Source organism: Buttiauxella sp. JUb87 (assembly GCF_004361975.1).
Taxonomy (GTDB): Bacteria; Pseudomonadota; Gammaproteobacteria; order Enterobacterales; family Enterobacteriaceae; genus Buttiauxella; species Buttiauxella ferragutiae.
Genome location: NZ_SNVY01000001.1, coordinates 1,161,373 through 1,187,331, shown reverse-complemented (window position 1 = coordinate 1,187,331; position 25,959 = coordinate 1,161,373). Strand labels below are relative to the sequence as shown.

The 25,959-nt window shown below is 53.2% G+C and carries 26 protein-coding genes, 1 riboswitch and 1 other annotated feature; of the genes, 17 read left to right on the top strand and 9 right to left on the bottom strand.

Going from position 1 to position 25,959, the window contains the following annotated elements; translation table 11 throughout:
• Positions 1–20: 20 nt before the first annotated feature.
• The 8 genes from hisIE to hisG are packed head-to-tail and all read right to left on the bottom strand — an operon-like array spanning position 21 to position 7,071.
• Complete coding sequence (gene hisIE / locus EC843_RS05690; RefSeq protein WP_121815327.1) at positions 21–632, bottom strand: bifunctional phosphoribosyl-AMP cyclohydrolase/phosphoribosyl-ATP diphosphatase HisIE; 612 nt, start codon at positions 630–632, stop codon at positions 21–23.
• Positions 626–1,402, bottom strand: a complete 777-nt coding sequence (gene hisF / locus EC843_RS05685) for an imidazole glycerol phosphate synthase subunit HisF (RefSeq protein ID WP_133521855.1) — start codon at positions 1,400–1,402, stop codon at positions 626–628. The genes hisIE and hisF overlap by 7 nt, the downstream gene beginning before the upstream one ends.
• Positions 1,384–2,121 (bottom strand): 1-(5-phosphoribosyl)-5-[(5-phosphoribosylamino)methylideneamino]imidazole-4-carboxamide isomerase, encoded by a 738-nt coding sequence (hisA, locus tag EC843_RS05680; protein ID WP_133521854.1) that lies wholly within the window; start codon positions 2,119–2,121, stop codon positions 1,384–1,386. The genes hisF and hisA overlap by 19 nt, the downstream gene beginning before the upstream one ends.
• 5 nt (positions 2,122–2,126) lie before the next feature.
• Positions 2,127–2,717 carry an imidazole glycerol phosphate synthase subunit HisH gene (gene hisH, locus EC843_RS05675; RefSeq protein ID WP_121815329.1) on the bottom strand — a complete coding sequence of 197 codons (591 nt, stop codon included), beginning with the start codon at positions 2,715–2,717 and terminating at the stop codon, positions 2,127–2,129.
• The gene (gene hisB, locus EC843_RS05670; protein ID WP_064545278.1) at positions 2,717–3,784 is read right to left on the bottom strand and encodes a bifunctional histidinol-phosphatase/imidazoleglycerol-phosphate dehydratase HisB; all 1,068 of its coding nucleotides are present in this window, start codon (positions 3,782–3,784) and stop codon (positions 2,717–2,719) included. Before hisB ends, hisH begins: the two co-directional genes overlap by 1 nt.
• Positions 3,781–4,863 (bottom strand): histidinol-phosphate transaminase, encoded by a 1,083-nt coding sequence (gene hisC, locus EC843_RS05665; protein ID WP_064545280.1) that lies wholly within the window; start codon positions 4,861–4,863, stop codon positions 3,781–3,783. Before hisC ends, hisB begins: the two co-directional genes overlap by 4 nt.
• Positions 4,860–6,167, bottom strand: coding sequence for a histidinol dehydrogenase (hisD, locus tag EC843_RS05660; RefSeq protein WP_133521853.1), 1,308 nt, complete (start codon positions 6,165–6,167; stop codon positions 4,860–4,862). The genes hisC and hisD overlap by 4 nt, the downstream gene beginning before the upstream one ends.
• A gap of 4 nt (positions 6,168–6,171) precedes the next feature.
• The gene (gene hisG, locus EC843_RS05655) at positions 6,172–7,071 is read right to left on the bottom strand and encodes an ATP phosphoribosyltransferase (protein WP_064545284.1); all 900 of its coding nucleotides are present in this window, start codon (positions 7,069–7,071) and stop codon (positions 6,172–6,174) included.
• Positions 7,072–7,107: 36 nt separating this feature from the next.
• Positions 7,108–7,230: a sequence feature (His leader region), on the bottom strand.
• A gap of 223 nt (positions 7,231–7,453) precedes the next feature.
• On the opposite strand from hisG, the gene EC843_RS05645 reads away from it, so the two are divergent.
• The 4 genes from EC843_RS05645 (at position 7,454) to EC843_RS05625 (ending at position 12,242) form a co-directional block, all read left to right on the top strand.
• Positions 7,454–8,281, top strand: coding sequence for an SDR family oxidoreductase (locus EC843_RS05645; protein WP_121815334.1), 828 nt, complete (start codon positions 7,454–7,456; stop codon positions 8,279–8,281).
• 38 nt (positions 8,282–8,319) lie between these two features.
• Positions 8,320–9,246: a LysR substrate-binding domain-containing protein gene (locus tag EC843_RS05640; protein WP_064545288.1), complete on the top strand. Its 927-nt coding sequence runs from the start codon at positions 8,320–8,322 to the stop codon at positions 9,244–9,246.
• A 126-nt stretch (positions 9,247–9,372) separates the two neighbouring features.
• Positions 9,373–10,671 carry a 4-aminobutyrate--2-oxoglutarate transaminase gene (gabT, locus tag EC843_RS05635; protein WP_064545289.1) on the top strand — a complete coding sequence of 433 codons (1,299 nt, stop codon included), beginning with the start codon at positions 9,373–9,375 and terminating at the stop codon, positions 10,669–10,671.
• Positions 10,672–10,877: 206 nt separating this feature from the next.
• Complete coding sequence (locus EC843_RS05625) at positions 10,878–12,242, top strand: APC family permease (RefSeq protein ID WP_064545291.1); 1,365 nt, start codon at positions 10,878–10,880, stop codon at positions 12,240–12,242.
• Between the two features lie 113 nt (positions 12,243–12,355).
• On the opposite strand, the gene sbcB is transcribed toward EC843_RS05625, so the two are convergent.
• Complete coding sequence (sbcB, locus tag EC843_RS05620; protein WP_064545293.1) at positions 12,356–13,783, bottom strand: exodeoxyribonuclease I; 1,428 nt, start codon at positions 13,781–13,783, stop codon at positions 12,356–12,358.
• A gap of 276 nt (positions 13,784–14,059) precedes the next feature.
• On the opposite strand from sbcB, the gene dacD reads away from it, so the two are divergent.
• The 13 genes from dacD to EC843_RS05555 all read left to right on the top strand — a co-directional run bounded on the left by dacD (position 14,060) and on the right by EC843_RS05555 (position 25,931).
• Positions 14,060–15,226 (top strand): serine-type D-Ala-D-Ala carboxypeptidase DacD, encoded by a 1,167-nt coding sequence (gene dacD, locus EC843_RS05615; RefSeq protein ID WP_064545354.1) that lies wholly within the window; start codon positions 14,060–14,062, stop codon positions 15,224–15,226.
• Positions 15,227–15,444: 218 nt separating this feature from the next.
• A complete protein-coding gene (gene sbmC / locus EC843_RS05610; protein WP_064545295.1) occupies positions 15,445–15,915 on the top strand; it encodes a DNA gyrase inhibitor SbmC in 471 nt (156 codons plus the stop codon).
• 90 nt (positions 15,916–16,005) lie between these two features.
• Complete coding sequence (locus EC843_RS05605; protein ID WP_064545296.1) at positions 16,006–17,064, top strand: FUSC family protein; 1,059 nt, start codon at positions 16,006–16,008, stop codon at positions 17,062–17,064.
• Positions 17,065–17,219: 155 nt separating this feature from the next.
• A complete protein-coding gene (locus EC843_RS05600; protein ID WP_064545298.1) occupies positions 17,220–17,540 on the top strand; it encodes a DUF496 family protein in 321 nt (106 codons plus the stop codon).
• A gap of 303 nt (positions 17,541–17,843) precedes the next feature.
• A riboswitch (cobalamin riboswitch) is annotated at positions 17,844–18,021 on the top strand.
• A 102-nt stretch (positions 18,022–18,123) separates the two neighbouring features.
• On the top strand, positions 18,124–19,506 hold the full coding sequence (locus tag EC843_RS05595) for a cobyrinate a,c-diamide synthase (protein WP_133522069.1): 1,383 nt from the start codon (positions 18,124–18,126) through the stop codon (positions 19,504–19,506).
• Positions 19,503–20,462, top strand: a complete 960-nt coding sequence (gene cbiB / locus EC843_RS05590) for an adenosylcobinamide-phosphate synthase CbiB (RefSeq protein ID WP_133521852.1) — start codon at positions 19,503–19,505, stop codon at positions 20,460–20,462. Before EC843_RS05595 ends, cbiB begins: the two co-directional genes overlap by 4 nt.
• 9 nt (positions 20,463–20,471) lie before the next feature.
• Positions 20,472–21,104 (top strand): cobalt-precorrin-8 methylmutase, encoded by a 633-nt coding sequence (locus EC843_RS05585; protein ID WP_121815339.1) that lies wholly within the window; start codon positions 20,472–20,474, stop codon positions 21,102–21,104.
• Positions 21,101–22,249 (top strand): cobalt-precorrin-5B (C(1))-methyltransferase CbiD, encoded by a 1,149-nt coding sequence (gene cbiD / locus EC843_RS05580; protein ID WP_133521851.1) that lies wholly within the window; start codon positions 21,101–21,103, stop codon positions 22,247–22,249. The genes EC843_RS05585 and cbiD overlap by 4 nt, the downstream gene beginning before the upstream one ends.
• Complete coding sequence (locus EC843_RS05575) at positions 22,243–22,845, top strand: cobalt-precorrin-7 (C(5))-methyltransferase (RefSeq protein WP_064545308.1); 603 nt, start codon at positions 22,243–22,245, stop codon at positions 22,843–22,845. The genes cbiD and EC843_RS05575 overlap by 7 nt, the downstream gene beginning before the upstream one ends.
• Positions 22,835–23,404: a decarboxylating cobalt-precorrin-6B (C(15))-methyltransferase gene (locus EC843_RS05570; RefSeq protein WP_133521850.1), complete on the top strand. Its 570-nt coding sequence runs from the start codon at positions 22,835–22,837 to the stop codon at positions 23,402–23,404. The genes EC843_RS05575 and EC843_RS05570 overlap by 11 nt, the downstream gene beginning before the upstream one ends.
• Positions 23,397–24,170 carry a cobalt-precorrin-4 methyltransferase gene (locus EC843_RS05565; RefSeq protein ID WP_121815343.1) on the top strand — a complete coding sequence of 258 codons (774 nt, stop codon included), beginning with the start codon at positions 23,397–23,399 and terminating at the stop codon, positions 24,168–24,170. The genes EC843_RS05570 and EC843_RS05565 overlap by 8 nt, the downstream gene beginning before the upstream one ends.
• Complete coding sequence (cbiG, locus tag EC843_RS05560; RefSeq protein WP_133521849.1) at positions 24,151–25,212, top strand: cobalt-precorrin 5A hydrolase; 1,062 nt, start codon at positions 24,151–24,153, stop codon at positions 25,210–25,212. The genes EC843_RS05565 and cbiG overlap by 20 nt, the downstream gene beginning before the upstream one ends.
• Positions 25,206–25,931 carry a precorrin-3B C(17)-methyltransferase gene (locus EC843_RS05555; RefSeq protein WP_121815345.1) on the top strand — a complete coding sequence of 242 codons (726 nt, stop codon included), beginning with the start codon at positions 25,206–25,208 and terminating at the stop codon, positions 25,929–25,931. The genes cbiG and EC843_RS05555 overlap by 7 nt, the downstream gene beginning before the upstream one ends.
• The last annotated feature ends 28 nt before the right edge of the window (positions 25,932–25,959 follow it).

Genomic DNA, 25,959 nt, shown 5'->3' with positions numbered 1-25,959 from the left:
TACATCTAAACGTCCTAAACCTACTTATGCCTCTCCCGTAAATTCTCAATCACCGCGCTTAAATCCAGCTCCTGATCCTGCAATAGCACCAGCAAGTGGTAGACCAAATCCGATGCTTCATTCTTCAGCTCAAAGCGGTCATTAACCGTTGCTGCCAGCGCCGTTTCCACGCCTTCTTCACCCACTTTCTGGGCAATACGCTTGGTTCCACTTGCGTATAGTTTCGCGGTATACGAACTTTCCGGGTCTGCACTCTTACGCGAGGCCAGCAGTTGCTCAAGTTGATACAAGAAGTGCCAGTCATGATGGGTTTCACCGAAGCAGCTTGAGGTGCCTAAATGGCAGGTTGGTCCAATTGGGTTCACCAGAATCAGCAGCGTGTCGTTATCGCAATCTGGGGCAATACTGACCACGCCCAGGAAGTTTCCGGAGGTTTCACCTTTGGTCCACAAACGCTGTTTGGTGCGGGAGAAGAACGTCACTTTTCCGCTTTGTTCAGTCTGTGCCAGCGCTTCCGCATTCATGTATCCCAGCATCAACACTTCGCCAGATTTCGCGTGTTGGACGATGACCGGCATCAGGCCAGCGGTTTTTTCCCAGTCCAGTTTTTCTCTTTGTTCTTGTGTTAGCACACTCTTATCTCCACGCCTTGTTGAGCCAGAAAAAGTTTCAACTCACCAATATTGATAATTTGCTTATGGAACACAGATGCAGCCAGTGCGCCGTCGACATCTGCATCACGGAAGGCTTCAAGGAAGTGTTCCATGGTTCCCGCACCGCCAGATGCAATTAATGGCACGTGGCAAACTTCACGCACTTTCTTCAATTGCTCCAGATCGTAACCGTTACGCACACCATCCTGGTTCATCATATTTAGGACGATTTCCCCGGCACCGCGCTTTTGCACTTCCTGCACCCAGTCCACGGTTTCCCACTGCGTTACGCGCGTGCGGCTTTCGTCACCGGTATATTGATTGACGTGATATTTGCCGGTTTCGCTATCAAACCAGGTATCAATACCCACCACAATACACTGCACGCCAAAACGGTCCGCCAGACGAGTGATTAGCTCTGGATCTGCCAGAGCAGGGGAGTTGATGGAAATCTTATCCGCGCCATATGAGAGAATTTGCGCGGCATCTTCAATCGACTTAATCCCGCCTGCCACGCAGAAAGGTATATCGATAACTTCCGCCACGCGCGACACCCAGCTTTTGTCGACCACACGGCCATCGCTGGAGGCGGTAATGTCGTAGAACACCAGTTCGTCTGCACCTTCCGCAGCATAACGTTGTGCCAGCGGCACGATATCACCGATGATTTCATGGTTGCGGAACTGCACACCTTTTACGACTTGCCCGTCGCGTACGTCCAGGCAAGGAATTATCCGTTTTGCCAGCATGAAATCGCCTCCGTTACGTTGAATTTCCCTTCCAGCAGTGCGCGACCAACAATCACACCTTGTACGCCAGTGCCACGCAGTGCGGCTATATCGTCAATGTCGCCAATGCCGCCGGATGACTGGAACGCCACTTGCGGGAAACGTGCGCAAACTTCTTCATACAGCGAAACGTTCGAACCCGCCAGCGTGCCATCGCGAGAAATATCGGTACACAGAACGTGCTTGAGCCCAACGGGTAGATAGGTTTCCACTAGTTCTTCAAGCGAAACGCCGGAGTTCTCTTGCCAGCCACTCACCGCAACATGTTTGTTGCCTTGTTCATCGATACGCACATCCAGCGCTAGCACCAGTGCATCCGCGCCAAAACGCGTAAACCAGCCTTTCACCACTTCAGGTGATTTAACGGCGGTTGAGCCCACCACTACGCGGGCGACACCGGCTTCCAGCAACGCGGCCACATCGTCTTCTGTACGGACTCCACCGCCGACCTGAACCGGAATATTGACGCCAGCCACCAGTGTTTTAATCAGTGGGATTTGGCGTTTTGCCGGGTCTTTTGCGCCCGTCAAATCGACCAGGTGCAACACCTGCGCACCTTGTGCTTCGTAATCTTGCAGGCGCGGTAACGGATCGTTGCCGTAATCGCGCTGTTGGCCGTAATCCCCCTGATGGAGGCGCACCACTGTGCCGTCTATTAAATCGAGAGCGGGAATGATCATGGTGCTTACATCTCCAGGAAGTTTTTTAGTAATTTTGCGCCTGCCGCACCCGAGCGTTCCGGGTGGAATTGCACACCAAAGAAGTTATCTTTTTGCACCGCTGCGGTGAAGGCTTCGCCGTAGCTGGCTTGCGCGATGGTATTGGCGCAAACCGGCATCGCGTAGCTGTGCACAAAGTAAAAATAATCGCCATCGTCGATGCCACGGAACAAGCGGTCGCCCGCTTTCGGGTAAACGCGGTTCCAGCCCATGTGTGGCAAAGGCAAACCGTGGTCGACCATTTTCAACACCGGTTGCTCGATAATGCCCAGCATATCTATGCCGTTGCTTTCGTCGCTGCGCGCGCCTAATAGCTGCATGCCGAGGCAAATCCCCAGTACCGGTTGGGTACAGGCTTTAATGAGATCGACCAGTTCACGCTCGCGGATTTGGTTCATTGCCGCCTGAGCGGTACCCACGCCGGGTAAAAAGAGTTTATCGGCGCGTAGCACCACATCCGGGTCGCGGCTGACCAAAGGCTCATAGCCGTGGCGCTGAATGGCTGATTTTACCGAATGCAGGTTGGCGCAGCCGGTATCGAGGATCACCACATCCATCACAACACTCCTTTCGAGGAGGGCAGCGTATCACCTTCAACTTTAATCGCCTGGCGCAGCGTGCGGCCAAAGACTTTAAACAGGCTTTCGACACGGTGATGGTCGTTTTTTCCTTTGGTTTTCAGGTGCAGCGTCACGCCCATGGTGTATGACAGCGAACGGAAGAAGTGCTCGACCATCTCGGTGCTCAAATCACCCACGCGCTGGAAGTTGTACTCGGCTTTATATTCAAGGTGCGGGCGGCCAGAAATATCCAGCGCACAGCGTGCCAGGCATTCGTCCATCGGCAAGGTGAAACCAAAGCGCGTAATACCGCGTTTGTCACCCAGAGCAATTTTCAGCGCTTCGCCCAGTGCCAGGCCGGTGTCTTCAACGGTGTGGTGGTCGTCGATATAAAGATCACCTTTCACGCTGATATCCATCCGGAAACCGCCGTGGGTCGCAATCTGGTCCAGCATGTGGTCGAAGAAGCCCACACCGGTATTGATTTTGCTGCCGCCTTCGCGGTCGAGCCAAACCTGCACGTCGATTTGCGTCTCTTTGGTGGCGCGTTCAACATGGGCGTAGCGGTCACGTTTAGTCAGCTTTTCGCCGATCATCGGCCAGTTCAGCGTTTCGCCGTGGTAGCGTAAACCCTGAATCCCCATGTTTTCAGCCAGTTCGATATCTGTCGCACGGTCACCAATCACATAGCTGTTTGGCTTATCCAGCACACCTTCTTCCAGGTAACCTTTCACCAGAGCAATTTTAGGCTTACGGCAATCGCAATTGTCCGCAGGTAAGTGCGGGCAAATCAGCACATCGTCAAAATTTACGCCCTGCGAGGTAAACACTTGCATCATCAGGTTGTGCGGGCCGTCGAAATCCGCCTGCGGGAAACTGTCGGTTCCCAAACCATCCTGATTGGTGATCATCACCAGCTTGTAGCCCGCTTTTTGTAATTGCAGCAGAGCGGGGATCACCGCTGGCTCAAAGGCTAACTTGTCCATGCGATCCACCTGGAAATCTTTCGGTGGCTCGGAAATTAAGGTGCCGTCACGGTCGATAAAAAGAATTTTCTGGCTCACACGCCCTCCGTGGCCGTCAGGCCGGGTTGTTCACGCAGCGCAGCAAGGGTGCGCTCGCACTCAAGACGGGTGCCAACGGTAATCCGCAGGCAGCCGCTTAATGATGGTTGTTTGTTTTGGTCACGTAAGATAATGCCCTGATCCCACAGAGATTTAAATACAGCACTTGAGGCGGTGATGCGCGCGATGACATAGTTTGTTTCGGAGTCGAAAACTTGCTCAACGCAGTCAATGTCTTGCAGTGCGGTGACCAGGAATTGGCGATTCACCAGCACTTGCGCCACACGTTCGCGCATCGCATTAATGCCTTGCGGGCTTAATGCCTGAGCGGCGATATCAGCAACCGGCGTCGAAAGCGGATAAGGCGCGATGACTTTCATCAGCAAGTTAATCACTTCTTCATTCGCCAGGGTGAAACCACAGCGTAATCCGGCCAGCGCAAATGCTTTGGAGAGTGTACGCAGCACCACAAGGTGCGGATATTCATTCAACCAGCCAGCGAGTGTGGCCTGCGGGCAAAACTCAATATAGGCTTCGTCGGCTACCACCAGTGCTTTACCGCGTGCCATTTCCAGCAGAACACGCAAATCCTGAGGATTGATCAACTGTCCGGTGGGGTTGTTCGGGCTGCAAACGTAAATCACTTTCACGCCATCAAGATTTTCGGCGATAGCGGGCAAATCAAGTTGCCAGTCTTCCAGTGCCTGCACGGTGCGGCATTCTACGCCAATGGTTTCAGCGCTGACGCTATACATGCCGTAAGTCGGCGGGCAATACAGCACAGCGTCTTTACCCGGTTCGCAAAATGCGCGGATCAGCAGTTCGATACCTTCATCGGCACCACGGCTTACCAAAACTTGCTCGGGTTTCACGCCAGCGTATTCGGCGTAGCGCTCAATCACCAGTTTTGGCTGGCATTCCGGATAGCGGTTCAGCGTCTGTTGCGTCAGCTGATATTCCACTGCCGTGGGATATTCATTGGCGTTTAACCACACATCGCCATTACCGCCCAGACGGCGAGCCGACTGGTAAGGGGTCAGGGCGCGGACATTTTCGCGGGCTAACTCAATAATGCTCATTGCATCTCCTTCAGCGCAGCAACGCGCAGGGTAACAGCGTTTTTGTGGGCATCCAGCAACTCGGCGGCGGCCAGAGTTTCAATGGTTTTAGCCAGGCTTGCAAAACCTTGTGGCGAGAGTTCCTGAACCGTCATACGTTTCTGGAAATCCGCCAGCCCAAGGCTTGAACAGGTCGAGGTGTAACCGTAGGTCGGCAGGACGTGGTTGGTGCCAGAAGCGTAGTCGCCAGCCGATTCCGGTGACCAGTCACCGAGGAACACCGAACCGGCACTGCTGATAGAGTCGACCAGGTCGCGGGCGTTACGCGTCTGGATAATCAGGTGCTCCGGGCCGTACTGGTTAGAAATCTCAATGCACTGCTCTAAATCACGGGCCACAATCAGGCGGCTGCTTTCCAGAGCTTTACGCGCCGTTTCAGCACGTGGAAGTGCGGCAAGCTGGCGTTCGACGGCTTCGGCAACGGCTTGCGCCATTTGCGCGTCAGGGGTCAGTAAAATAACTTGTGAATCCGGGCCGTGTTCTGCCTGAGAAAGCAGGTCGGATGCCACGAAGTCAGGCGTTGCACCGCTGTCGGCAATCACTAAAACTTCAGACGGGCCAGCGGGCATGTCGATTGCCGCGCCATCAAGACGCTGGCTGACCTGGCGTTTGGCTTCGGTGACAAAAGCGTTGCCTGGTCCGAAAATTTTATCCACTTTTGGGATGCTTTCGCTACCCAGTGCCAGCGCGGCAATAGCCTGTGCGCCGCCGACCTGAAACACTTCCTGCACACCACACAGTTGCGTGGCATAGAGAATTTCATCGGCAATCGGCGGTGGTGAACACAACACCACTTTTTTGCAGCCGGCAATACGGGCTGGCGTGGCAAGCATCAATACGGTTGAAAACAGCGGGGCAGAGCCGCCAGGGATATATAAACCGACGGAGGCAACCGGGCGCGTCACTTGTTGGCAGCGTACGCCAGGCATGGTTTCAATATCGACAGTCGCCAGTTGCTGAGCCACGTGGAATTTTTCAATATTCGCAACAGCCACCGCCATCGCATCTTTAATTTCTGAACCCAGGCGCGCCACGGCTGCGGCAATTTCCTGCTCGCTGACTTTCAGTTGTTGCACATCGGTTTTATCGAACTTTGCGCTGTATTCGCGCAACGCCGCATCACCGTTGGCTTTCACATTATTAAGTATTTCAGCAACCGTGCGGGTAATGCTTTCCGATGCAGAAATGGCAGGGCGGGTGAGCAACGCCTGTTGCGCTGCTGCATCGCACTCATTCCAGTTAATCAACGTATTGAAGTTTGCCATGGTGTTACTCCATCATCTTCTCAATTGGTAACACCAGAATTGAACTGGCTCCCAGCGCTTTCAGTTTTTCCATGGTTTCCCAGAACAGGGTTTCACTACTCACCATGTGCATCGCTACGCGTTGCTGGTCGCCCGCCAGTGGCAGAATGGTTGGACGTTCAGCGCCTGGCAGCAGAGAAATAATTTCATCCAGACGCTCGCTTGGTGCATGCAACATAATGTATTTCGATTCACGTGCCTGAATCACACCCTGGATGCGGGTCATCAGTTTGTCGATCAGTTGTTGTTTTGCTTCTGGCATTTCGCCGTCACGCTGAATCAGGCAGGCTTTAGAGCGGTAAATTACTTCTACTTCGCGCAGGCCGTTAGCTTCAAGTGTTGCGCCAGTAGAAACCAGGTCACAAATCGCATCCGCCAGTCCCGCACGTGGTGCAACTTCCACAGAACCGTTCAGTAAACAGGATTTGAATTGCACGCCTTTGCCATCAAGGTAGCGCTTTAACAGGTGCGGATAAGAAGTAGCGATACGTTTATTGTTGAGGCTTGCCGGGCCATCCCAGGGCTCATCAACTGAAATCGCCAGTGAGAAACGGCAGCCACCGAAATCAAGGCGACGCAGCGTGAAGTAACGCGGGTCTTCGCCTTGGGCGCGGCGCGTCAGCAACTCTTCTTCCAGCACGTTCTCGCCAATAATGCCGAGGTCGACCACACCGTCCATAATCAGCCCAGGAATATCGTCATCACGGACACGCAAAATGTCGATTGGCATATTTTCTGCCAGCGCAATCAGGCGCTGAGTGTGCAGGTTGATTTTTATGCCACAGCGAGCGAGCAATTCGCGTGAATCATCGCTTAAACGGCCTGATTTCTGAATAGCTATGCGTAAACGGTTGTTGTCTAACATGGGTAAATACTCCTGGTAAATTCTTGTCTGACGCCCAAAAAAAAGCCCCCGGAAGAAATCTTCCGGGGGCTTATTGACTCGTTCATGCACCACTGGAAGATTTTTCTGTCTCCCAGCACACATCGCCTGAAAGACTAGTCAGGATGATGGTGATGATAGTGGTTAGTATTTTGAACGCGTGTCATAAAATTCTCGTATGAATGACTATTCATTGTGTGCAATTAACCTAAACCAGTTCCCCCTTTCAGCGCAAGTGCTTTTTATCCCCGCAATTAATATTCTGTTTAGCAGCACTGATTGTCAGTTGCGCAGTCCTGGCGTAGCCTTAATCAAGAGCTAAAAATCGCAGCAGTGAGAAATGCTGCAATCCAGGAGAGAATGCATGAAAAAAGTTGCGATTGTCGGGTTAGGCTGGCTGGGAATGCCGCTTGCGATGTCTTTGTCAGCGCGGGGTTGGCAAGTGACAGGAAGCAAAACCACCCTTGATGGCGTCGAGGCCGCGCGCATGAGCGGTATCGACAGTTATCAACTGCAACTGACCCCTGAACTGATTTGCGAGAGCGACGATCTAGATGCATTGCTCGATGTGGATGCGTTGGTCATCACGCTGCCTGCTCGGCGCACCGGTGAAGGCGACGATTTTTATCTGCAGGCGGTGCAGGAAATTGTCGACAGCGCGTTAGCTCACGATATTCCGCGTATCATTTTCACTAGCTCCACCTCGGTGTATGGCGAAAGAGAAGGAACGGTGAAAGAAACGTCGCCACTTGAGCCGGTTACCGCCAGTGGTCGCGTACTTAAAGAGCTGGAAACCTGGTTACATGATTTGCCTGGGACGTCGGTCGATATTCTGCGCCTGGCGGGGTTAGTCGGGCCGGAACGCCATCCCGGCCGCTTTTTAGCTGGAAAAACTGACGTGGCGAATGGTGCACATGGCGTCAATCTGGTGCATCTGGAAGATGTCATTTCAGCAATTACGCTGTTGTTACAGGCTCCAAAGGGCGGTCACATCTATAATTTATGTGCGCCAGATCACCCAACGCGTGCCGAGTTCTATTCTTTGATGGCACGTCAGATGAATCTCGACGCACCACAGTTCAGAACTGAAGTGCAAAATGGCCGCGGTAAGCTGGTGGATGGCAACCGTATTTGCAATGAACTTGGGTTTGAATATCAGTATCCAAACCCGCTGGTGATGCCCATGCAGTAACTGCTGTGGGGCATGACTCGTGACTGCCAGGAACGAGTATGAAACCACTGCTGGATGTATTGATCATTCTCGATACCCTTGATAAAGAAGGGAGCTTTGCTGCGGCGGCGGCAAAGCTCTTCAAAACGCCTTCCGCACTCAGTTACACCGTTCAAAAACTCGAAAACGACCTTAATATCCAGATCCTCGACCGCTCCGGCCACCGCGCGCGTTTTACGCGAACGGGTCAACTTCTGCTGGAAAAAGGCCGCGAAGTGCTGCATTCCGTACGCGAACTTGAACAGCAGGCAATCAAACTTCATCAGGGCTGGGAAAATGAGCTGGTGATCGGCGTCGACGATTCGTTTCCCTTTTCTTTGCTGACGCCGCTGATCGAAGCTTTTTACAAAAGTTACAGCGTGACACGGCTGAAATTCATCAACGGTGTGCTGGGTGGTTCATGGGAAGCGCTGACCGAAGGGCGGGCCGATATTATTGTTGGTGCGATGAGTGACCCGCCATCCCTCAGCGGTTTCGGTTTTACCTTGCTCGGCCAACTCGAAAGCGTGTTTGTAGTCGCACCTCATCATCCACTGGCCGATGCCGAAGAGCCGCTGAATCGCCGTGTCATTAAACGCAGTCGTGCGGTTATTGTGGGGGATACTTCGCGTCTGGAACCGTCACGATCGATGCATTTACTCGAAGATCAAGATGCTATCACCGTTTTTGACTTCAAAACCAAACTCGAATTACAGATAAGCGGCATTGGTTGCGGCTACGTTCCGCGCTATATGGCGCAGCGTTTTATCGAAAGCGGCGTGTTGATTGAAAAAGACGTCGTTTCCCATGTGCCTTTTGTGCCGGTGTGGATTGGCTGGAATGAACAAACCGCAGGGCTTGCCAGTGAATGGTGGCGCGAGCAAATCGTCAATAATCCTGAAATCGCTGTGGTGTACGGAACCTCGAAAAATAATACCAATGGGTGAGTGGCAGGTCATATTCATCACATCTATTGTTTATAGTGGAACGATATTTCTTCGAAAAGTGTCTTCGCGTTTAAATTCTCTCCTCAACTTTGTTTTGTTGAGGTTTTTTGTGCGCAAGGAGTCTGTATGAAGCAAACCAATCAGCAATGGCAGTCACGGCGTGAGCAAGCAGTTCCGCATGGGGTCGGCAATGCGTTGCCGGTCTATATTGAAAAAGCGAAAAATGCGGAAATTTGGGACGTTGAAGGCAAACGCTATATTGATTTTGCTTCTGGTATTGCGGTGCTGAATACCGGGCATAACCATCCCGCAGTGATTGATGCAGTACGTCAACAGCTTGAACAATTCACCCATCCTTGTTTCCAGGTCACGCCTTACGGCAACTATATTGAGCTTGCCGAACGGTTGAATAAACTGGTGCCGATAAGCGCACCTTGCCAGACCTTGTTCCTGACAACAGGAGCAGAAGCGGTGGAAAATGCCATTAAAGTGGCGCGTATTGCTACCGGGCGTTCGGCCATTATTGCATTTCGTGGCGCGTTCCATGGGCGCACGCTGCTGGGCATGGCGTTAACCGGTAAAGTTCAGCCGTATAAAAAAGGTTATGGCCCGTTCCCGGCTGGTATTTACCACGCGCCATATCCTGCTGCTTATCTTGGTGTAAGTGACACTCAGGCTTTGGCATCACTGGCGGGTATTTTTGCCGCTGATGTTTCGCCGGATGAAGTTGCCGCCATCATTATTGAACCGGTACAAGGGGAAGGGGGCTTTTATGCAGCATCACCTTCCTTTATGAAACAATTGCGTGCGCTATGTGATAAGCACGGGATTGTGTTAATTGCCGACGAAATTCAAAGTGGTTTCTGCCGTACCGGTAAAACCTTTGCTATTGAACACAGCGGCGTGGAGCCGGATCTCGTCACCATGGCCAAAAGCCTGGCGGGTGGCTTCCCGTTATCCGCGCTAGTCGGTAAGAAATCGTTGTTTGAAAAAGCGATGCCGGGTGGGCTCGGCGGTACTTATGCCGGGTCACCGGTGGCAATTGCAGCAGCGCTGGCCGTTACAGACATTATTGAGCAGGAAAATCTCAATCAGCGTGCCCAGATTATTGGCGAGCAAATCACCCTGCGTTTACAGCAAATGGCAGAGCAATTTGACTGCATCGGTGATGTGCGTGGATACGGGGCAATGATTGCGATGGAACTGGTCGAAGAGCGTGACAGCCATCGTCCGAATAAAGAATTAACTCAGGCACTTGTCAAAGAAGCAGGCAAGCAGGGACTGGTTTTATTGTCCTGCGGCGTGCGTGCGAATGTGATTCGTTTTCTTGTCCCTTTAACAGCCGAAAAAGAAATTGTTAATGAGGGCCTCAATATCTTGTCTTCTTGCCTCGAATTAGTGCAAAATACGCGCCTCACTAAATGAGAACAAAAAACCGACGTTAAACGCGTCGGTTATTTTTTTGCATTAAGTTCAAGCAGTCAAACAGGCATCCGCCAAAAAAACCAAGAGGCCGGGCTTCGTACCGGATAGATACTAGCTTTTAAAAAACGACAGTCGTGTCGCCGAGGAAATTTAGATGGGGCAGCTTTTTGCTTTTGCGCAGGTATTCGCCGTTTGGGGGAATGACCATGTCGCTTAACGTCACCGCAGGTGCAAAATCTCGTGTTGAACTCCGTAAGAGCCTTACGCTTATTCCGGTAGTAATGATGGGCCTCGCTTATATGCAGCCTATGACCTTGTTCGATACATTTGGGATTGTATCTGGCCTTACCGACGGACATGTCGCGACGGCTTACGCGTTTGCCCTTGTGGCAATTTTGTTCACCGCGTTAAGTTATGGAAAGCTAGTACGCCGCTTCCCGTCTGCGGGTTCCGCTTATACCTACGCTCAAAAAGCAATCCACCCAGTGGTTGGCTTTATGGTGGGCTGGTCGGCATTGCTTGATTATCTGTTCATGCCGATGATCAACATTTTGCTGGCTAAAATCTATTTTGAAGCCCTGGTGCCGTCTATCCCATCGTGGATTTTCGTGGTGCTGCTGGTTGGCTTTATGACTATCTCCAACCTGCGCGGCATTAAAACCGTGGCAAACTTCAACAGTCTGATTGTTGTGCTGCAGATGATTGTTATGGTTGTTATCACCGGTCTGGTTATTTACGGTGTGGCAAACGGCGAAGGTGCCGGTACGCTTGCCAGCACACGTCCATTCTGGTCTGAGCACGCCAACGTGGTGCCGATGATAACTGGTGCGACCATATTATGTTTCTCGTTCCTTGGTTTTGACGGCATCAGCTCGCTGTCTGAAGAAACCAAAGATGCAGGCCGTGTCATCCCGAAAGCGATTTTCCTGACCGCCCTGATTGGCGGCGTGATCTTCGTTGTGGTGTCTTACTTCCTGCAACTGTACTTCCCGGACATCTCTCGCTTCCATGATCCGGACGCGTCGCAGCCTGAAATCATGCTGTTCGTGGCAGGCAAAGCCTTCCAGTTCGGTATCCTGATTTTCTCCTGCGTGACCGTTCTGGCTTCTGGTATGGCGGCACACGCGGGCGTTTCACGCCTGATGTATGTGATGGGCCGTGATGGCGTGTTCCCGGAGCGTTTCTTCGGCTACATTCATCCGAAATGGCGTACCCCTGCGCTGAACGTGGTTCTGGTGGGTATCATTGCATTGTTCTCGGTTAAATTTGACCTGGTTACTGCGACTGCGCTGATTAACTTCGGTGCGCTGGTGGCGTTCACCTTCGTTAACCTGTCAGTGATTTCCCAGTTCTGGATCCGCGAAGGCCGTAACAAGACCATCAAAGATCACTTCAACTATCTGGTGCTGCCAACTTGTGGCGCGCTGACAGTGGGTGCATTGTGGATTAACCTGGAAGAAAGCTCGATGATTCTGGGTCTGATTTGGGCGGCTATCGGCCTGACCTATCTGGCCTTTGTGACTCGTCGCTTCCGTAACCCGGTTCCACAGTTCAACGAAGATTTAGCGTAATCGCTAAACACCAAAAAGGCCGCGCAAGCGGCCTTTTTGTTATGGATGCTTCGTCCTGAACGGGTCTTGTCCTTTGTAGGTCGGATAAGCTTGCGCCATCCGACATCTTGCTATCACCCCACTAAAAACTGCGCATACTCGAACAACTCCTTCAACAACGCCGTCTTCTCTTTATCACTTTCATGCAGGTTATACAGCGCTTCCAGTTCTTGCGCGTAGGCTTGCAACGCTTCCTGAGACAACACTTCACGGCGATGCTGCAACCAGCGCTGCTGCTCGGCTTCATCCAGGGTGCCTGGGAAGTTACGCGCCCGATAATTAAACAACAGCTTCTCAATCCGTTTATCGGCGAAGGTAATGTCCAGCGCGGGTAAATTCTGCGGATCGGTTTGCAGCACAATACGCATGGCTGCGCGGTCGGCATCGCTGAAAAAGCCGTTATACAGCTGCGCATCAACATTATCTGAAGGCACAAAAGGCTCAGCTTCAGCAAAAATCGCCACCGCTTTCTCGCGTACGGAAGGGTGCTCTCGCAATAGCTTCAGGTTATCCAGGCAACGTTGACGATCGATTCCTAAACGTTCTGCATCTTCCGGGCGCAACGTATTCGCCACCGCTAAGACCGGGCATTTATTCAAATGAACCAGCTTGATTGGCACGGCCGCAGTATCACCAAGTGCGGCTTTCGGCGTATACAACCGCTCGCGCAACGCATCCGCATCCAGCTCCAGAAGTGGAGAAATATCACCCGCCAAATCGACCATAATCACCGCGTTTTTGTTATCCGGGTGCCAGGCGAGTGGGGCAATCCAACTGGTGTTACCGCGCCACGCGCCAAACATTCCCGAGACATGTACCAGCGGTTTCATCTGCGGAACATCAATCAGCGTGGTGAGTTTGTGTTTGGAACGGTGGCTGTAGAGATACTCAAACAGGCGCGGCTGGCGGGTTTTCACTAGTTGTGCCATCGCGATAGTGGCGTACACATCAGACATCGCATCGTGTGCATTCGCATGCTCAATGCCGTTGGCTTTGGTCAAATGTTCAAGGCGGAAGCTCGGCAAACCGTCTTCGTTTTCCGGCCAGACAATTCCTTCCGGGCGCAATGCGTAACAGGCGCGCATCACATCGAGCAAATCCCAGCGCGAATTATCGTTTTGCCAGCTCCAGCCATACGGATCATAAAAGTTACGGTAAAAGATATTGCGCGTCACTTCATCATCAAAGCGCACATTGTTGTAACCCACGACGCAGGTTTTTGGATGGGTAAAAATGGTGTGGATGCGTTTTGCAAAATCCGCTTCGTTGACGCCACGCGCCAGCGCTTGTTGCGGAGTAATGCCGGTAATCATCACGGCTTCTGGCTGTGGCAGATAGTCATCCGCCGGTTTGCAGTAAAAAACTTCCGGTTCGCCAATCACGTTAAATTCAGCATCGGTACGAATAGCCGCGAATTGCGCCGGGCGGTCGAGCGATGGACTTTTACCGAAGGTTTCATAATCATGAAAAAGGAAGGTCGGTTGTTGCGTTGTCTTATCCACGGTTTACTCCCGCCCTTGAGTGTTGTTTAACGTACTGTTATTAAACTGAAATCCCACTAAAACCCTCTCCATGTGCCAATCATTGTTATCAGGTACTGCAACCGCCAATGGTAAACCATTAACCGCCCTGCAAGAAGTCTTCGCGATGACGGAATAGTATATTCCTCAACTGTATGCGAGCGCTCTCATTCATATATTTTTGCAATTTAATTGCGAAAAAAGTCGCAAACTGCAGTAAAAGTGGCGGCTGAATTTTTTGTTACTGAGGGTATATCGTTGAAGATCCGTCTGTTTGTTGTCTGTTCCTTGCTGTCACTTTCTGCTCACTCCGCTTTTGCCGACGATACCTTTGTTAATGCGCCACCCCCTCCACAAATTCAGGCGGGCTCTTGGGTATTGATGGATTACACCACCGGGCAAATTCTGGCAGCGGAAAATGAGCATGTGCGACGCAACCCGGCGAGTCTGACCAAGCTGATGACCGGATACGTGGTCGATCGTGCCATCGACAGTGGCCGCATCACGGCAAACGACATGGTCACTGTCGGCAAAGATGCCTGGGCAAAAGGTAATCCGGTATTTGATGGCTCGTCGCTAATGTTCCTGAAAGCGGGTGACCGACTGACAGTCCATGACCTCAGCCGCGGGTTAATTATTGATTCAGGGAATGATGCTTGTGTTGCTCTGGCAGATTACGTCGCCGGTGGGCAGCCACAATTTGTAGCGATGATGAACAAATACGTGCAGCAGCTCCGCCTGCGCGATACCCACTTCGAAACGGTTCATGGTCTGGATGCACCTGGCCAGCACAGCACAGCCTATGATCTTGCGGTACTTTCGCGTGCAATAATCCACGGTGAACCCGAGTTTTATCACATGTATAGTGAGCGCAGCCTCACCTGGAATGGCATCACGCAACAGAACCGTAATGGTTTGTTGTGGGACAAAGGGCTGAATGTGGACGGCCTGAAGACCGGCCATACTGCGAGCGCTGGCTTTAATCTTATTGCGTCAAGCGTGGTCGGTGAGCGCCGTTTAATTGCGGTGGTCATGGGCGCTGAAAGCCCGAAAGGGCGCGAAGATCAGGCGCGGAAATTACTGCACTGGGGCCAGGATAATTTCGATACCGTACAGGTTCTGCATAAAGGCAAAAAAATTGGTACTGAGGCTATCTGGTACGGTGATAAAAAACAGATCGAAGTTGGTACAAATCAGGATGTTTTTTTGGCGCTGCCAAAATCTGAAGTCCCTAACATCAAAGCTAAATATGTCCTCGACAAGCAAGAGATCGAAGCGCCGATTGCTGCCAACCAACATGTGGGTGAAATCGAGCTTTTTGATCGCGACAAGCTGATTGCCCACTGGCCGTTGGTGACGCTAACGGGCGTCAAAAAGGGCAGCACATGGTCGCGGTTTAGCGACTATCTGAGCCACAAATTGTAATTCCTTAATCAGTGTTAAAAGGGTCGACAGTCATGTCGGCCCTTTTTTTCATCTGAACGGCTGGTCTGTACTACGATCTACAGGCGGATCTACAGGCGAAAGTTTTTCAAAAAGCGATCCTGCTCGCAAAGCAACCACATCACCCTGACAATGGATTGTTTCCCTGCACAAGAGTGGTGTATAAACATACAGTATTTTTAAATCTGTCAGGAGGTCATATGGAATTTAACGTACAACAAGTGAATGAACGTAAAGTCGCTGGTTTTCATATGGTTGGGCCGTGGGAACAAACGGTCCATCAGGGCTTTGAGCAACTTGCCCTGTGGGTCAAAACTCACCAGATAGCCGGGGAAGAATGGCTGGCGGTTTATTACGACAATCCCGATGTCGTACCCGCAGAAAAACTGCGCTGCGACACCGTGGTCTCGGTGGCTGAAAACTTTACCGTGCCGGATAACAGTGAAGGCGTGATTGTGACGAGCATCCAGGGCGGCCAGTATGCGGTGGCACGCGCCCGCGTGGATGACAACGACTTTGCCAAGCCGTGGAATCTGTTTTTTGACAGCGTCCTTGCTAATAATAGCTACCAGATAACCGGAAAACCCTGCTTCGAACACTATCTTAACGATGGTTCAGAAAGTGGAGTATGGGAAATAGACATGTATATTCCGGTGGCAGATCAAGTCTGATGCTAAAGGGGGCTTATGCCCCCTAACTTTGTGATGTTCATTCCATAAAAACAGGTACAATCCCGTTTTTTATTTTCTGGGGAACTGAGTGTGCGTCCTGACAAATCACTAAGCCCATTTGAGATCCGCATATACCGCAATTACCGTATCGTGCATGGGATCCGCATCGCACTGGCTTTTATTCTCACCTTTCTTATTGTTCATCTTCTGAAAGTGCCCGAAGGGACATGGCCGTTGATCACGCTTGTGGTGGTCATGGGGCCGATCTCTTTTTGGGGCAACGTCGTGCCACGCGCCTTTGAGCGAATTGGTGGGACGATATGCGGTGCAGTCATGGGACTTGTGGCGCTAAAACTTGAGCTGTTCTCGCTACCGCTGATGTTGGTGTGGTGTGCCATTGCCATGTTCATCTGCGGCTATCTGGCGTTGGGGAAACGCCCGTATCAAGCTCTGCTGATTGGTATCACTCTTGCGGTGGTGGTTGGCGCACCGGCAGGAGACATGGAAATTGCCCTTTGGCGCAGCGGCGATGTTATCTTCGGCTCGTTGCTGGCGATGTTATTTACCAGCATTTATCCGCAGCGCGCCTTTATCCACTGGCGCATACAAATGGCGAACTTCGTCACCGCCTTTGGCCGGGTTTACAACGCGGGCTTCTCACCTAATTTATTAGAGCGCCCCAGGCTTGAAAAACATTTACACAAAGTGTTGAGTGATGTCGTAAGAATGCGTGCACTCATCGGGCCAAGCAGCAAAGAAACGCACATTCAAAAGTCTATCTTCGAGGCGATACAAACCGTCAGCCGCAATCTGGTGTGCACTCTTGAGTTGCAGGTCAACGCTTACTGGGCATCAAGGGAAAGCCACTTCCTGATGATCAACGCACACACGCTGCGCGAAACGCAACAAATGACCCAGGGCACGCTTGCCGCTATCGCACTGGCCTTGCACGATGGCAACCCGTCGACGATTTCAGCGAACAATGAAAAGCTGACTGAAATCGTCAGCGAGTTGCGCGAGCTCATACAAAATGGCCAAAATGGGAAACTTCAGGAAACGCCTATTCATGGTTACGTCTGGCTGAGTCTGGAACTTGCTCGTCAACTAGAATTGCTGTCGCAGTTGATCTGTCGCGCGTTACGCAAATAATTGCTCAGCCTGGTGTGAATTGCTGGTTTCGATTCAGCAGCAATTGAGGTTAAGATAGCGAAACAATGAATTATCAGCGGCTGCCGCTACCATTAAGGTTATCTTATGGCGGCTGTCTTAACGAATCCGAGTATGAAATTAGCAGGGGTATAAAAATGGAACCAATCAAACCATCTTTCCAGGACGTGCTTGAGTTCGTGCGTCTGTTCCGTCGCAAAAACAAACTGCAGCGTGAAATCCAGGACGTACAGAAAAAGATCCGCGATAACTCAAAACGTGTTCTGCTGCTTGATAACCTGAGCGACTACATCAAACCGGGTATGAGCATTGAAGCTATTCAAGGCATCATCGCCAGCATGAAAACCGACTATGAAGACCGTGTTGATGACTACATCATCAAAAACGCTGAACTGTCTAAAGAGCGTCGTGAAATTTCCAAAAAACTGAAAGTAATGGGCGAAATCAAGGCCGATTAATTAGCTGTCGTAGGGTGGATAAGCGAAAGCGTCATCCACCGTTTGCGCCAGTGTTGTCGGATGGCGCTTCGCTTAGCTGACCTACGCAGAGTTTTTCCAACAGTGTTACCAACCGCCGCCAGGCGGTTTTTTTTATCCCCAGTCTCTGGGGGGCAGATACGCGTCAGCGACATTTACCGTAAAGATTAAAAAATCAGTAAAAATTGTCATAGCGCAACTCTCGAAATCTATTAGCTTTTACACTGTGTCTGCTTTTAAATATTTAAGAGTGTGATGCTTTGAAGGTCATGCTCGCAATAACTGACTCGTTTATGCCACGCGATTAACCAAAATAGTCCGTGGCTGGGAAGGGGGTGACAATCCCCCGCAGCCCCCGCTGCTGTGATGCCGACGAACCCGCAAAACCACTGATCTAATGATTGGGAAGGGCGGGCGAGAGAGACGCTAAGCCAGAAGACCGACTTGTCATCCTTATTCTCAACAACTCCTTCGGTGGGAAGTCAGTTGTCATCAGATGCGTGCAGCCTCAGGGTGCGCGTACGTGCTGACATCCGTGCTTTGCCGAAACAGTGATAAGGCAACCATGGCAGCGGCAGCAAAACACGCATTCGTCATTGCAGGCACCAGCAGCGGCTGTGGTAAAACCACCGTCATGCTCGGGCTGCTCCGCGCCTTCATGCAACGCAACCTTCGCGTTCAACCCTTCAAAATTGGCCCCGACTATCTCGACAGCAGTTGGCACAGTGCAGTAAGCGGCATTGCCTCGCGCAATCTCGATGCTTTCATGTTGCCCACTTCCACGCTAAATGGTTTGTTCGCTAAACAAATGCAGCACGCAGATGTCGCCGTCATCGAAGGGGTGATGGGGTTGTACGACGGCTACGGCACCGACCCCAACTATTGCAGCAGCGCCGCGATGGCAAAACAGCTCGGTTGCCCGGTGATATTGCTGGTCGACGGCAAAGCGGTGTCTACCTCCATTGCCGCCACTGTCATGGGCTTCCAGCGCTTTGACCCAACGCTAAACATCGCAGGCGTTATCCTCAATCGCGTCAACAGCGACAGCCACTACCAGTTACTTGCTGATGCCATCACCCGTTACTGCGGCTTGCCCGTCTTAGGGCGCTTGCCGGTGATGGCCGATGTCGAGTTACCGTCGCGCCACCTCGGCCTGGTTCCGGCACAAGAACACTCCCCGCAAGATGAACACTGGCAGCGCCTGGCGCAGCAAATTGAAGAAACCGTTAACCTCGACCATCTTCTGGCGTTATCTCGCCTTAATACCCTGCCTCAGGGTGCTGCGCCCGCCATTGCTGATGCCGCACTGGCCGACGGGCTAACACTCGCCCTTGCTGAAGACGAAGCTTTCAACTTCTACTATCCCGATAACCTCGAAATGCTCGAGCACGCCGGGGTGAAAATCCAGCGCTTCAGCCCGCTGCATGACGCAAAAATCCCTGACTGCCAGATGATTTGGCTTGGCGGTGGTTACCCCGAAGTCCATGCGGCAAAACTCGCCGCGAACAGTCGCATGCGCGAATCCCTGCAAGCTGCCCATCAACAGCACATTCCGCTGTATGCCGAATGTGGCGGCTTAATGTATTTGGGCGAAACGCTGACTGACAGTGAAGGCGAAACCCACGCCATGTGCGGCGTGTTGCCAGGCCATAGCCAGATGGGCCAACGCCTGACACGTTTTGGCTATTGCGAGGCCACCGCTGTGCAAAACACCTTGCTGGCGAAAAAAGGCGAAACCTTGCGTGGCCACGAATTTCATTACTCCGATTTCAACGGCCCGTTGCCCGCAGCGTTGGATTGCTGCAAATGGCGTGATGGTGTCGCCGTTTCCCGCTGGCAGGGAGGCGTTCAGCAGCAGGCGACTTTTGCCAGCTACCTGCATGTCCATTTCGCTCAACGCGCGAATTTGCTCACCCCCTGGCTAACGCTTGCGAGGAATCACCTATGACATTGCTTGCCTGGGGCGTGGCCTGGCTGCTGGATTACTGGTTTGGCGACCCGCCGCACTGGCCTCATCCGGTGCGCTGGATAGGCAATCTAATCACCGTATCCCAACGCATTATTCGCCAATTCTGCAAAAGTGACCGCGCGCTGAAAATCGGTGGTGGCGTGCTGTGGCTGGTGGTGGTCGGCACCACATGGGGCGTGAGCTGGGGCGTATTGTATCTCGCCAACCTGCTGCATCCGTGGCTCGGGTGGTTAGTCGAAGTGTGGATGATTTACACCGTACTTGCCGCACGTTGCCTGAGCGATGCCGCACTCGACGTTTACCGCGCGCTCAAACATGGAACCCTGGCCGAAAGCCGCGAAAAATTGTCGTGGATTGTTGGGCGCGACACCTCGCAACTTGAGCGCCCGCAAATCACCCGCGCGGTGGTAGAAACCGTGGCTGAAAACAGTGTCGATGGCGTGATTGCTCCGCTGTTTTTCCTGCTGTTAGGTGGCGCACCGCTGGCGATGGCCTACAAAGCGGTCAACACGCTGGACTCGATGGTGGGGTACAAAACTGAAAAATACCGTGCCATTGGTTATGTCAGCGCCCGGCTCGATGACCTTGCCAATTATTTTCCTGCTCGCCTGAGCTGGCTGCTACTGACCATCGCCGCTTTTTGCTTGCGGGCTAATCCCCGTCAGGCTCTGCGCATTGGCTGGCGCGATCGCTATCAACACAGCAGCCCAAACTGTGCCTGGTCTGAAGCCACGGTTGCAGGCGCACTAGGGATCAGGCTCGGCGGGCCGAACACCTATTTTGGCGAGCGGGTAGAAAAACCGTGGATGGGCGATGAGCAGCGCGGCGTCGCCATCGATGACATTACCCGCACTATTCAACTGATGATGCTGGCTTCCCTGTTGGCTTTACTGCTCTTTGCCGCCATGCGCGCACTCGTGCTCGGCATCGCTTAAGGACACCCGATGAACTATCTGCAACAACCGCAGCTTATTGAACAACACAGCTTTGAAATCATTAGCGAAATAATTGCTGCTGAGCACCCAGCGTATCGTTTTAACGATGCGACCGAGGAAGCGATAATCAAACGGGTTATCCACACCACCGCCGATTTCGAGTGGCTGGATATTCTGTGGTTTTCGCCGGATGTCATTGCACAACTGACAAACAGTTTGCAGCGCGGCTGCACCTTGTACACCGACACCACCATGGCGCTCTCAGGCATTAATAAAACCCTGTTGGCCGAGTTTGGTTGCAGTTGCCGCTGTTATATCAGCGACCCGCGCGTGGTGGCACATGCCAAAGAACAGGGCGTGACCCGCTCGATGGCGGCAGTGGATCTTGCCTTAGAGGAACAGGGCGAAAAGATCTTCGTCTTCGGCAACGCGCCTACTGCACTGTTTCGCTTGCTGGAAAAAGGCGCACAACCGGCGGCGGTAATCGGCGTACCAGTCGGTTTTGTCGGGGCGGAAGAGTCCAAGGAAGCGCTGGTGGAAAGCGGCTTACCGGCGATTGCGGCGCGTGGGCGCAAAGGCGGCAGCAACGTTGCGGCGGCGATTGTCAATGCGCTGCTTTATAGCCTGCGGGAGGCTCAGTGAGCGAACAACCTGCCGATTGCGTCTGGCATAAAGGTAAGGCGTATCGCAAAGGGTACACCACCGGTTCTTGCGCTACGGCGGCGGCAAAAGTCGCCGCACTCATGGTGCTGCGCCAGCACGTCATTGACCAGGTTTCAATCGTGACACCGTCTGGCGTCACGCTACACCTCAACGTTGAAATGCCCGTCATCGAAGGCCAACAGGCGACGGCGGCTATCCGCAAAGACGGCGGCGATGATGTCGACGCCACCCACGGCATGCTGATATTTGCCCGCGTGCAGCTCAACAACAGCGGCACTATCACCCTGCGCGGCGGCACCGGTATTGGCGTGGTCACACGCAAAGGTATCGGCTTGCCTATTGGCGAATCAGCAATCAACCGCACGCCACGCCAGACAATTGACGCGGCGGTACGTGAAGTGATTGGCCCTGAGCGCGGTGCGGAAATTGAAATTTTTGCCCCGGAAGGCGAGGCGCGCGCGCAGAAAACCTATAACCATCGCCTCGGGATTTTGGGCGGCATTTCAATCATCGGCACCACTGGCATTGTGATGCCGATGTCTGAAGAGAGCTGGAAGCGTTCGCTGGCGTTAGAGCTGGAAATGAAACGCGCAGCCGGGCTGGATAAAGTGATTCTGGTGCCGGGCAACCACGGCGAACGCTTTGTGCGTGAACAGCTGCAACTGGATGGTGAATGCGTGGTGACGATGAGCAACTTTGTCGGCTACATGATTCAGGAAGCGGTGCGCCTCGAATATCGCCATATCGTGCTGATTGGCCACCCCGGCAAACTGGTGAAAGTCGCCGCCGGAATTTTCCACACCCACAGCCACATCGCCGACGGGCGCATGGAAACGCTGGTCGCTCACCTCGCGTTAATGGGCGCGCCGTTTGCGTTACTCGAAGCCGTCAGCCAGTGCGACACCACCGAAGCAGCGCTTGAAATCATTACGGAACAGGGCTGGCAAAGGGTGTTTGAACGCCTGGCAATGCGTATTTGTGAGCGCGTTGCCGAGATGCTGCGTTTTACCCAATCCCCGCCAAAATGCGACGCCATTTTGTTCTCGTTCGAAAACCAGGTGTTAGGCAGTAGCCGTCCGGTCGCAGAGATTGCCGGGGAATTAGCGGGAGAAAAGCAATGCTAACCGTGGTCGGAATTGGACCTGGTGCCACGGAATACCTCACTTTGCAGGCGCACGCTGCAATTAATGAAGCGCAGATTCTGGTCGGCGGCGCACGTCAGTTGGCGCTGTTTGCTGATATCGGCGCTGAAACCCGTCTGCTGGATAGCGATCTTGACGGCTTAATTTCTTGGCTCCGCGAGCGCCTGGATAAGCGTGTCGTGGTGCTGGCCTCGGGCGATCCGCTGGTTTACGGCATCGGCAAACGGCTGGCGGCGAATTTCCCGCCCGAACAGCTACGCATTATGCCAGGCATTAGCTCTATCCAATATCTATGTGCCAAAGCGGCGGTTGATATGAACGACTTATGGATAACCAGCAGCCACGGGCGTGAACCTGATTTCAATGCCATTGCGGCGCACCAAAAAGTGGCAATGGTGACGGACCAAATCATCGATCCTTACGCCATCGCCCAGGCCATGCTGATGCGTGGCCTGAACCCGACGCTCATTATTGGCGAGAACCTGTCGTCAGCGGATGAACGAATCCATCGCTTGCCAGCCAGTGATGTGGCGCAAAGCTACGCGATGAACGTAGTGGTGATCCTCAATGAAAGATGAGCTTTTTTTACGCGGTGCCCGCGTGCCGATGACCAAAGAAGTGGTGCGTACTCAGGCGCTGGATCGCCTGCAATTACAGCACGCCACGCACTTGATCGACATCGGCGCTGGCACCGGCAGCGTGTCGCTGGAAGCGGCAATACGCTACCCACAATTGCAAGTTAGCTCGATTGAACGCAACCCCGATGCACTGGCGTTAATGGCGGAAAACCGCCAGCTCTTTAACTGCCCAAACGTTGAAATCATCAGCGGCTACGCGCCAATTGAGTTGAATGTGATGGCCGATGCGGTGTTTATCGGCGGCAGCGGCGGGCAATTAACCGAGCTTATCGACTGGTCGCTGGCCCATTTGCATCCTGTCGGGCGGCTGGTGATGACCTTTATTCTGCTGGAAAACTTAACCTGCGCCTTAGCGCATCTCGAGCAGTGCGCTGTGAGCGAAGTTGACTGTCTGCAATTGCAGGTCGCGCAATTCACCAGGCTTGGCAGCGGGCACTACTTCAAACCGAACAACCCCACGTATTTGATTTCTTGCCTCAAGGAAGGAAGCCATGACTGAACAATTTGATACCCGCAAAGTGTGGTTTGTTGGTGCGGGGCCAGGCGACAAAGAACTGATCACCCTGAAAGGCTACCGCGTCTTGCAACAAGCGGAAGTGGTGATTTACGCCGGATCGCTGATTAACCCTGAACTGCTCGACTACTGTCCGCCAGGCGCGCAATGCCATGACAGCGCAGCACTCAATCTTGAAGAAATCATCGAACTGATGGAGAACGGCGTAAACGCGGGCAAGCTGGTGGTGCGTCTGCAAACCGGCGATCTCTCGCTGTACGGCTCGATTCGTGAGCAGGGCGAAATGCTGACTGAGCGTGGAATTGGCTATGTTTCTGTGCCGGGTGTGAGCGCATTTCTGGGGGCTGCCGCGCAACTTGGCGTGGAATACACCGTGCCGGAAGTCTCGCAAAGTTTGATTATCACGCGCATTGAAGGCCGCACGCCGATGCCTGCGCTCGAACAGTTAGAAGCATTCGCACAGCACCAAACTTCGATGGCGATTTTCCTTTCTGTGCAGCGCATTAACCGCGTGGCAGAGCGCCTGATTGAAGGGGGTTACCCTGCGGATACGCCAGTCGCGGTGGTCTACAAAGCGACCTGGCCCGACTGCCAGGTGTTACGCGGCACCCTGACCACCATCGCCGAACAAGTGCGTGAAGCCGGAATTCGCAAAACCGCGCTGATCATGGTCGGGGCATTCCTCGGCGAGGAGTACCACTACTCGAAACTTTATGACGCAGGGTTCAGCCATGAATACCGCAAAGCCTGAGTCGATGGCGCTGTTTTGTCTCACCCCTGGCGGCGTGGCGTTAGCCGAACGGTTGCGCGCAACCCATCCACTGACCTGTTTCACCAGTGAAAAACTGCTGCAACCGGGGTTTATCCCGTTCGGCGGCAGCTTCGCGCAAACCGTGCAACAGGCATTTAGTCAATATTCGGCGCTGGTATTTATCGCCGCTACGGGAATTGTCGTGCGGGTGATTGCACCGCTGGTGAATGACAAGCTGCACGACCCGGCGGTGGTGGTGATGGATGAACGCGGCGAGCATGTGATCAGCCTGCTTTCCGGCCATCTTGGCGGCGCGAATCAACTCACGCGCCAGCTCGCCGCCACCCTGGGGGCCGATCCGGTCATTACCACCGCCACCGATGTTAACCAACTGGCGGCACTCGATACGCTGGCGGCAGCGCTTGACGCCACAATGCAGGATTTCCGCCAGGCGGTGAAAACCATCAACCAAATGTTGGTCAGCCAACAGCGCGTTGGCCTGTGGTGGGACAGCGAATTTGCGCTACATGCCGATCGATACGACACGCGTGGTTTTATCCCGGTCGACAATCTTGATGCGCTGCCAGAGCTGGATGCGTTGGTGTGCGTCACGCTGCGCGATGCGTTACCGCCACAGACGATCCCGTTGTTTAAACTGGTGCCAAAGCGCGTGGTTGCGGGGATTGGCTGCCGTCGTGATACCGTGCCACACACCGTCGCCAGCTTGTTAAACCAGCAACTGGCGGCCAATCATTTCGACCCGCTAGCCTTGCGGGCGATTGGCAGTGTGTCCCTCAAGCAGGACGAACCCGCGTTGTTAGAACTGGCACACCTGCGACAAATCCCTTTCGAAATCTTTAGCGTTGACCAACTTGCCCAGCATGAATATCGCTTTCCGGCGTCGGAATTTGTGCGCCTCACCGTCGGCGTGGGCAGCGTGTCACAACCCGCTGCGTGGCTGATGAGCAACGGAAACCTGGTGGGCAACACGCTGCGCGAGCAGGGCGTCACCATAACTTTAGGAGTTTCAGACAGATGTTAACGGTAATTGGCATTGGCCCCGGCAGTGAAGCCATGATGACCCAGGAAGCGATTGCGGCCTTGCAGGAAGCGGAAATTGTCGTCGGTTATAAAACCTATACCCACCTGGTGAAGCCATTAACCGGCGACAAACAGGTGATCAAAACCGGTATGTGCAAAGAAATCGAACGCTGCCAGACCGCCATCGAACTGGCGCAAGCCGGGCATAACGTGGCGCTTATCAGCAGCGGCGACGCCGGAATTTACGGCATGGCAGGGCTGGTGCTGGAGCTGGTGACTTCGCAGCAACTGGATATTGAAGTGCGTCTTGTGGCGGGTATTACCGCCAGCATCGCCGCCGCGTCATTGCTCGGCGCGCCATTGATGCACGATTTTTGCCATATCAGCCTCAGCGATTTATTAACGCCGTGGCCGGTTATTGAAAAACGCATTATTGCTGCCGCGTCTGCCGACTTTGTTATCTGCTTCTACAACCCGCGCAGCCGTGGCCGCGAAGGGCACCTGGCACGTGCGTTCGAATTAATGCGCGAGTTTACCCTGCCGCAAACGCCGGTTGGCGTGGTGAAGGCCGCCGGGCGCAAAAAAGAACAAAAATGGCTGACCACCTTTGGCGAAATGGACTTTGAGCCGGTCGATATGACCAGCCTGGTGATTGTCGGCAACAAAACCACCTTCGTGCGCGATGGATTAATGATTACGCCGCGAGGTTACGAGCTATGAGTGAACCTCTCGCTCCGGTAGGTCGGAT

What these genes read in the sequence shown, in the direction of transcription:
- cbiB (WP_133521852.1), top strand. Translation starts at nt 19,503, where the DNA reads ATGACATTGCTTGCCTGGGGCGTGGCCTGGCTGCTGGATTACTGGTTT.
- EC843_RS05585 (WP_121815339.1), top strand. Translation starts at nt 20,472, where the DNA reads ATGAACTATCTGCAACAACCGCAGCTTATTGAACAACACAGCTTTGAA.
- EC843_RS05565 (WP_121815343.1), top strand. Translation starts at nt 23,397, where the DNA reads ATGACTGAACAATTTGATACCCGCAAAGTGTGGTTTGTTGGTGCGGGG.
- sbmC (WP_064545295.1), top strand. Translation starts at nt 15,445, where the DNA reads ATGGAATTTAACGTACAACAAGTGAATGAACGTAAAGTCGCTGGTTTT.
- gabT (WP_064545289.1), top strand. Translation starts at nt 9,373, where the DNA reads ATGAAGCAAACCAATCAGCAATGGCAGTCACGGCGTGAGCAAGCAGTT.
- hisG (WP_064545284.1), bottom strand. Translation starts at nt 7,071, where the DNA reads ATGTTAGACAACAACCGTTTACGCATAGCTATTCAGAAATCAGGCCGT.
- hisD (WP_133521853.1), bottom strand. Translation starts at nt 6,167, where the DNA reads ATGGCAAACTTCAATACGTTGATTAACTGGAATGAGTGCGATGCAGCA.
- hisA (WP_133521854.1), bottom strand. Translation starts at nt 2,121, where the DNA reads ATGATCATTCCCGCTCTCGATTTAATAGACGGCACAGTGGTGCGCCTC.
- EC843_RS05595 (WP_133522069.1), top strand. Translation starts at nt 18,124, where the DNA reads ATGGCAGCGGCAGCAAAACACGCATTCGTCATTGCAGGCACCAGCAGC.
- hisC (WP_064545280.1), bottom strand. Translation starts at nt 4,863, where the DNA reads ATGAGCATTATTGAGTTAGCCCGCGAAAATGTCCGCGCCCTGACCCCT.
- EC843_RS05575 (WP_064545308.1), top strand. Translation starts at nt 22,243, where the DNA reads ATGCTAACCGTGGTCGGAATTGGACCTGGTGCCACGGAATACCTCACT.
- EC843_RS05645 (WP_121815334.1), top strand. Translation starts at nt 7,454, where the DNA reads ATGAAAAAAGTTGCGATTGTCGGGTTAGGCTGGCTGGGAATGCCGCTT.
- EC843_RS05555 (WP_121815345.1), top strand. Translation starts at nt 25,206, where the DNA reads ATGTTAACGGTAATTGGCATTGGCCCCGGCAGTGAAGCCATGATGACC.
- EC843_RS05570 (WP_133521850.1), top strand. Translation starts at nt 22,835, where the DNA reads ATGAAAGATGAGCTTTTTTTACGCGGTGCCCGCGTGCCGATGACCAAA.
- cbiG (WP_133521849.1), top strand. Translation starts at nt 24,151, where the DNA reads ATGAATACCGCAAAGCCTGAGTCGATGGCGCTGTTTTGTCTCACCCCT.
- hisF (WP_133521855.1), bottom strand. Translation starts at nt 1,402, where the DNA reads ATGCTGGCAAAACGGATAATTCCTTGCCTGGACGTACGCGACGGGCAA.
- hisH (WP_121815329.1), bottom strand. Translation starts at nt 2,717, where the DNA reads ATGGATGTGGTGATCCTCGATACCGGCTGCGCCAACCTGCATTCGGTA.
- EC843_RS05600 (WP_064545298.1), top strand. Translation starts at nt 17,220, where the DNA reads ATGGAACCAATCAAACCATCTTTCCAGGACGTGCTTGAGTTCGTGCGT.
- EC843_RS05640 (WP_064545288.1), top strand. Translation starts at nt 8,320, where the DNA reads ATGAAACCACTGCTGGATGTATTGATCATTCTCGATACCCTTGATAAA.
- EC843_RS05625 (WP_064545291.1), top strand. Translation starts at nt 10,878, where the DNA reads ATGTCGCTTAACGTCACCGCAGGTGCAAAATCTCGTGTTGAACTCCGT.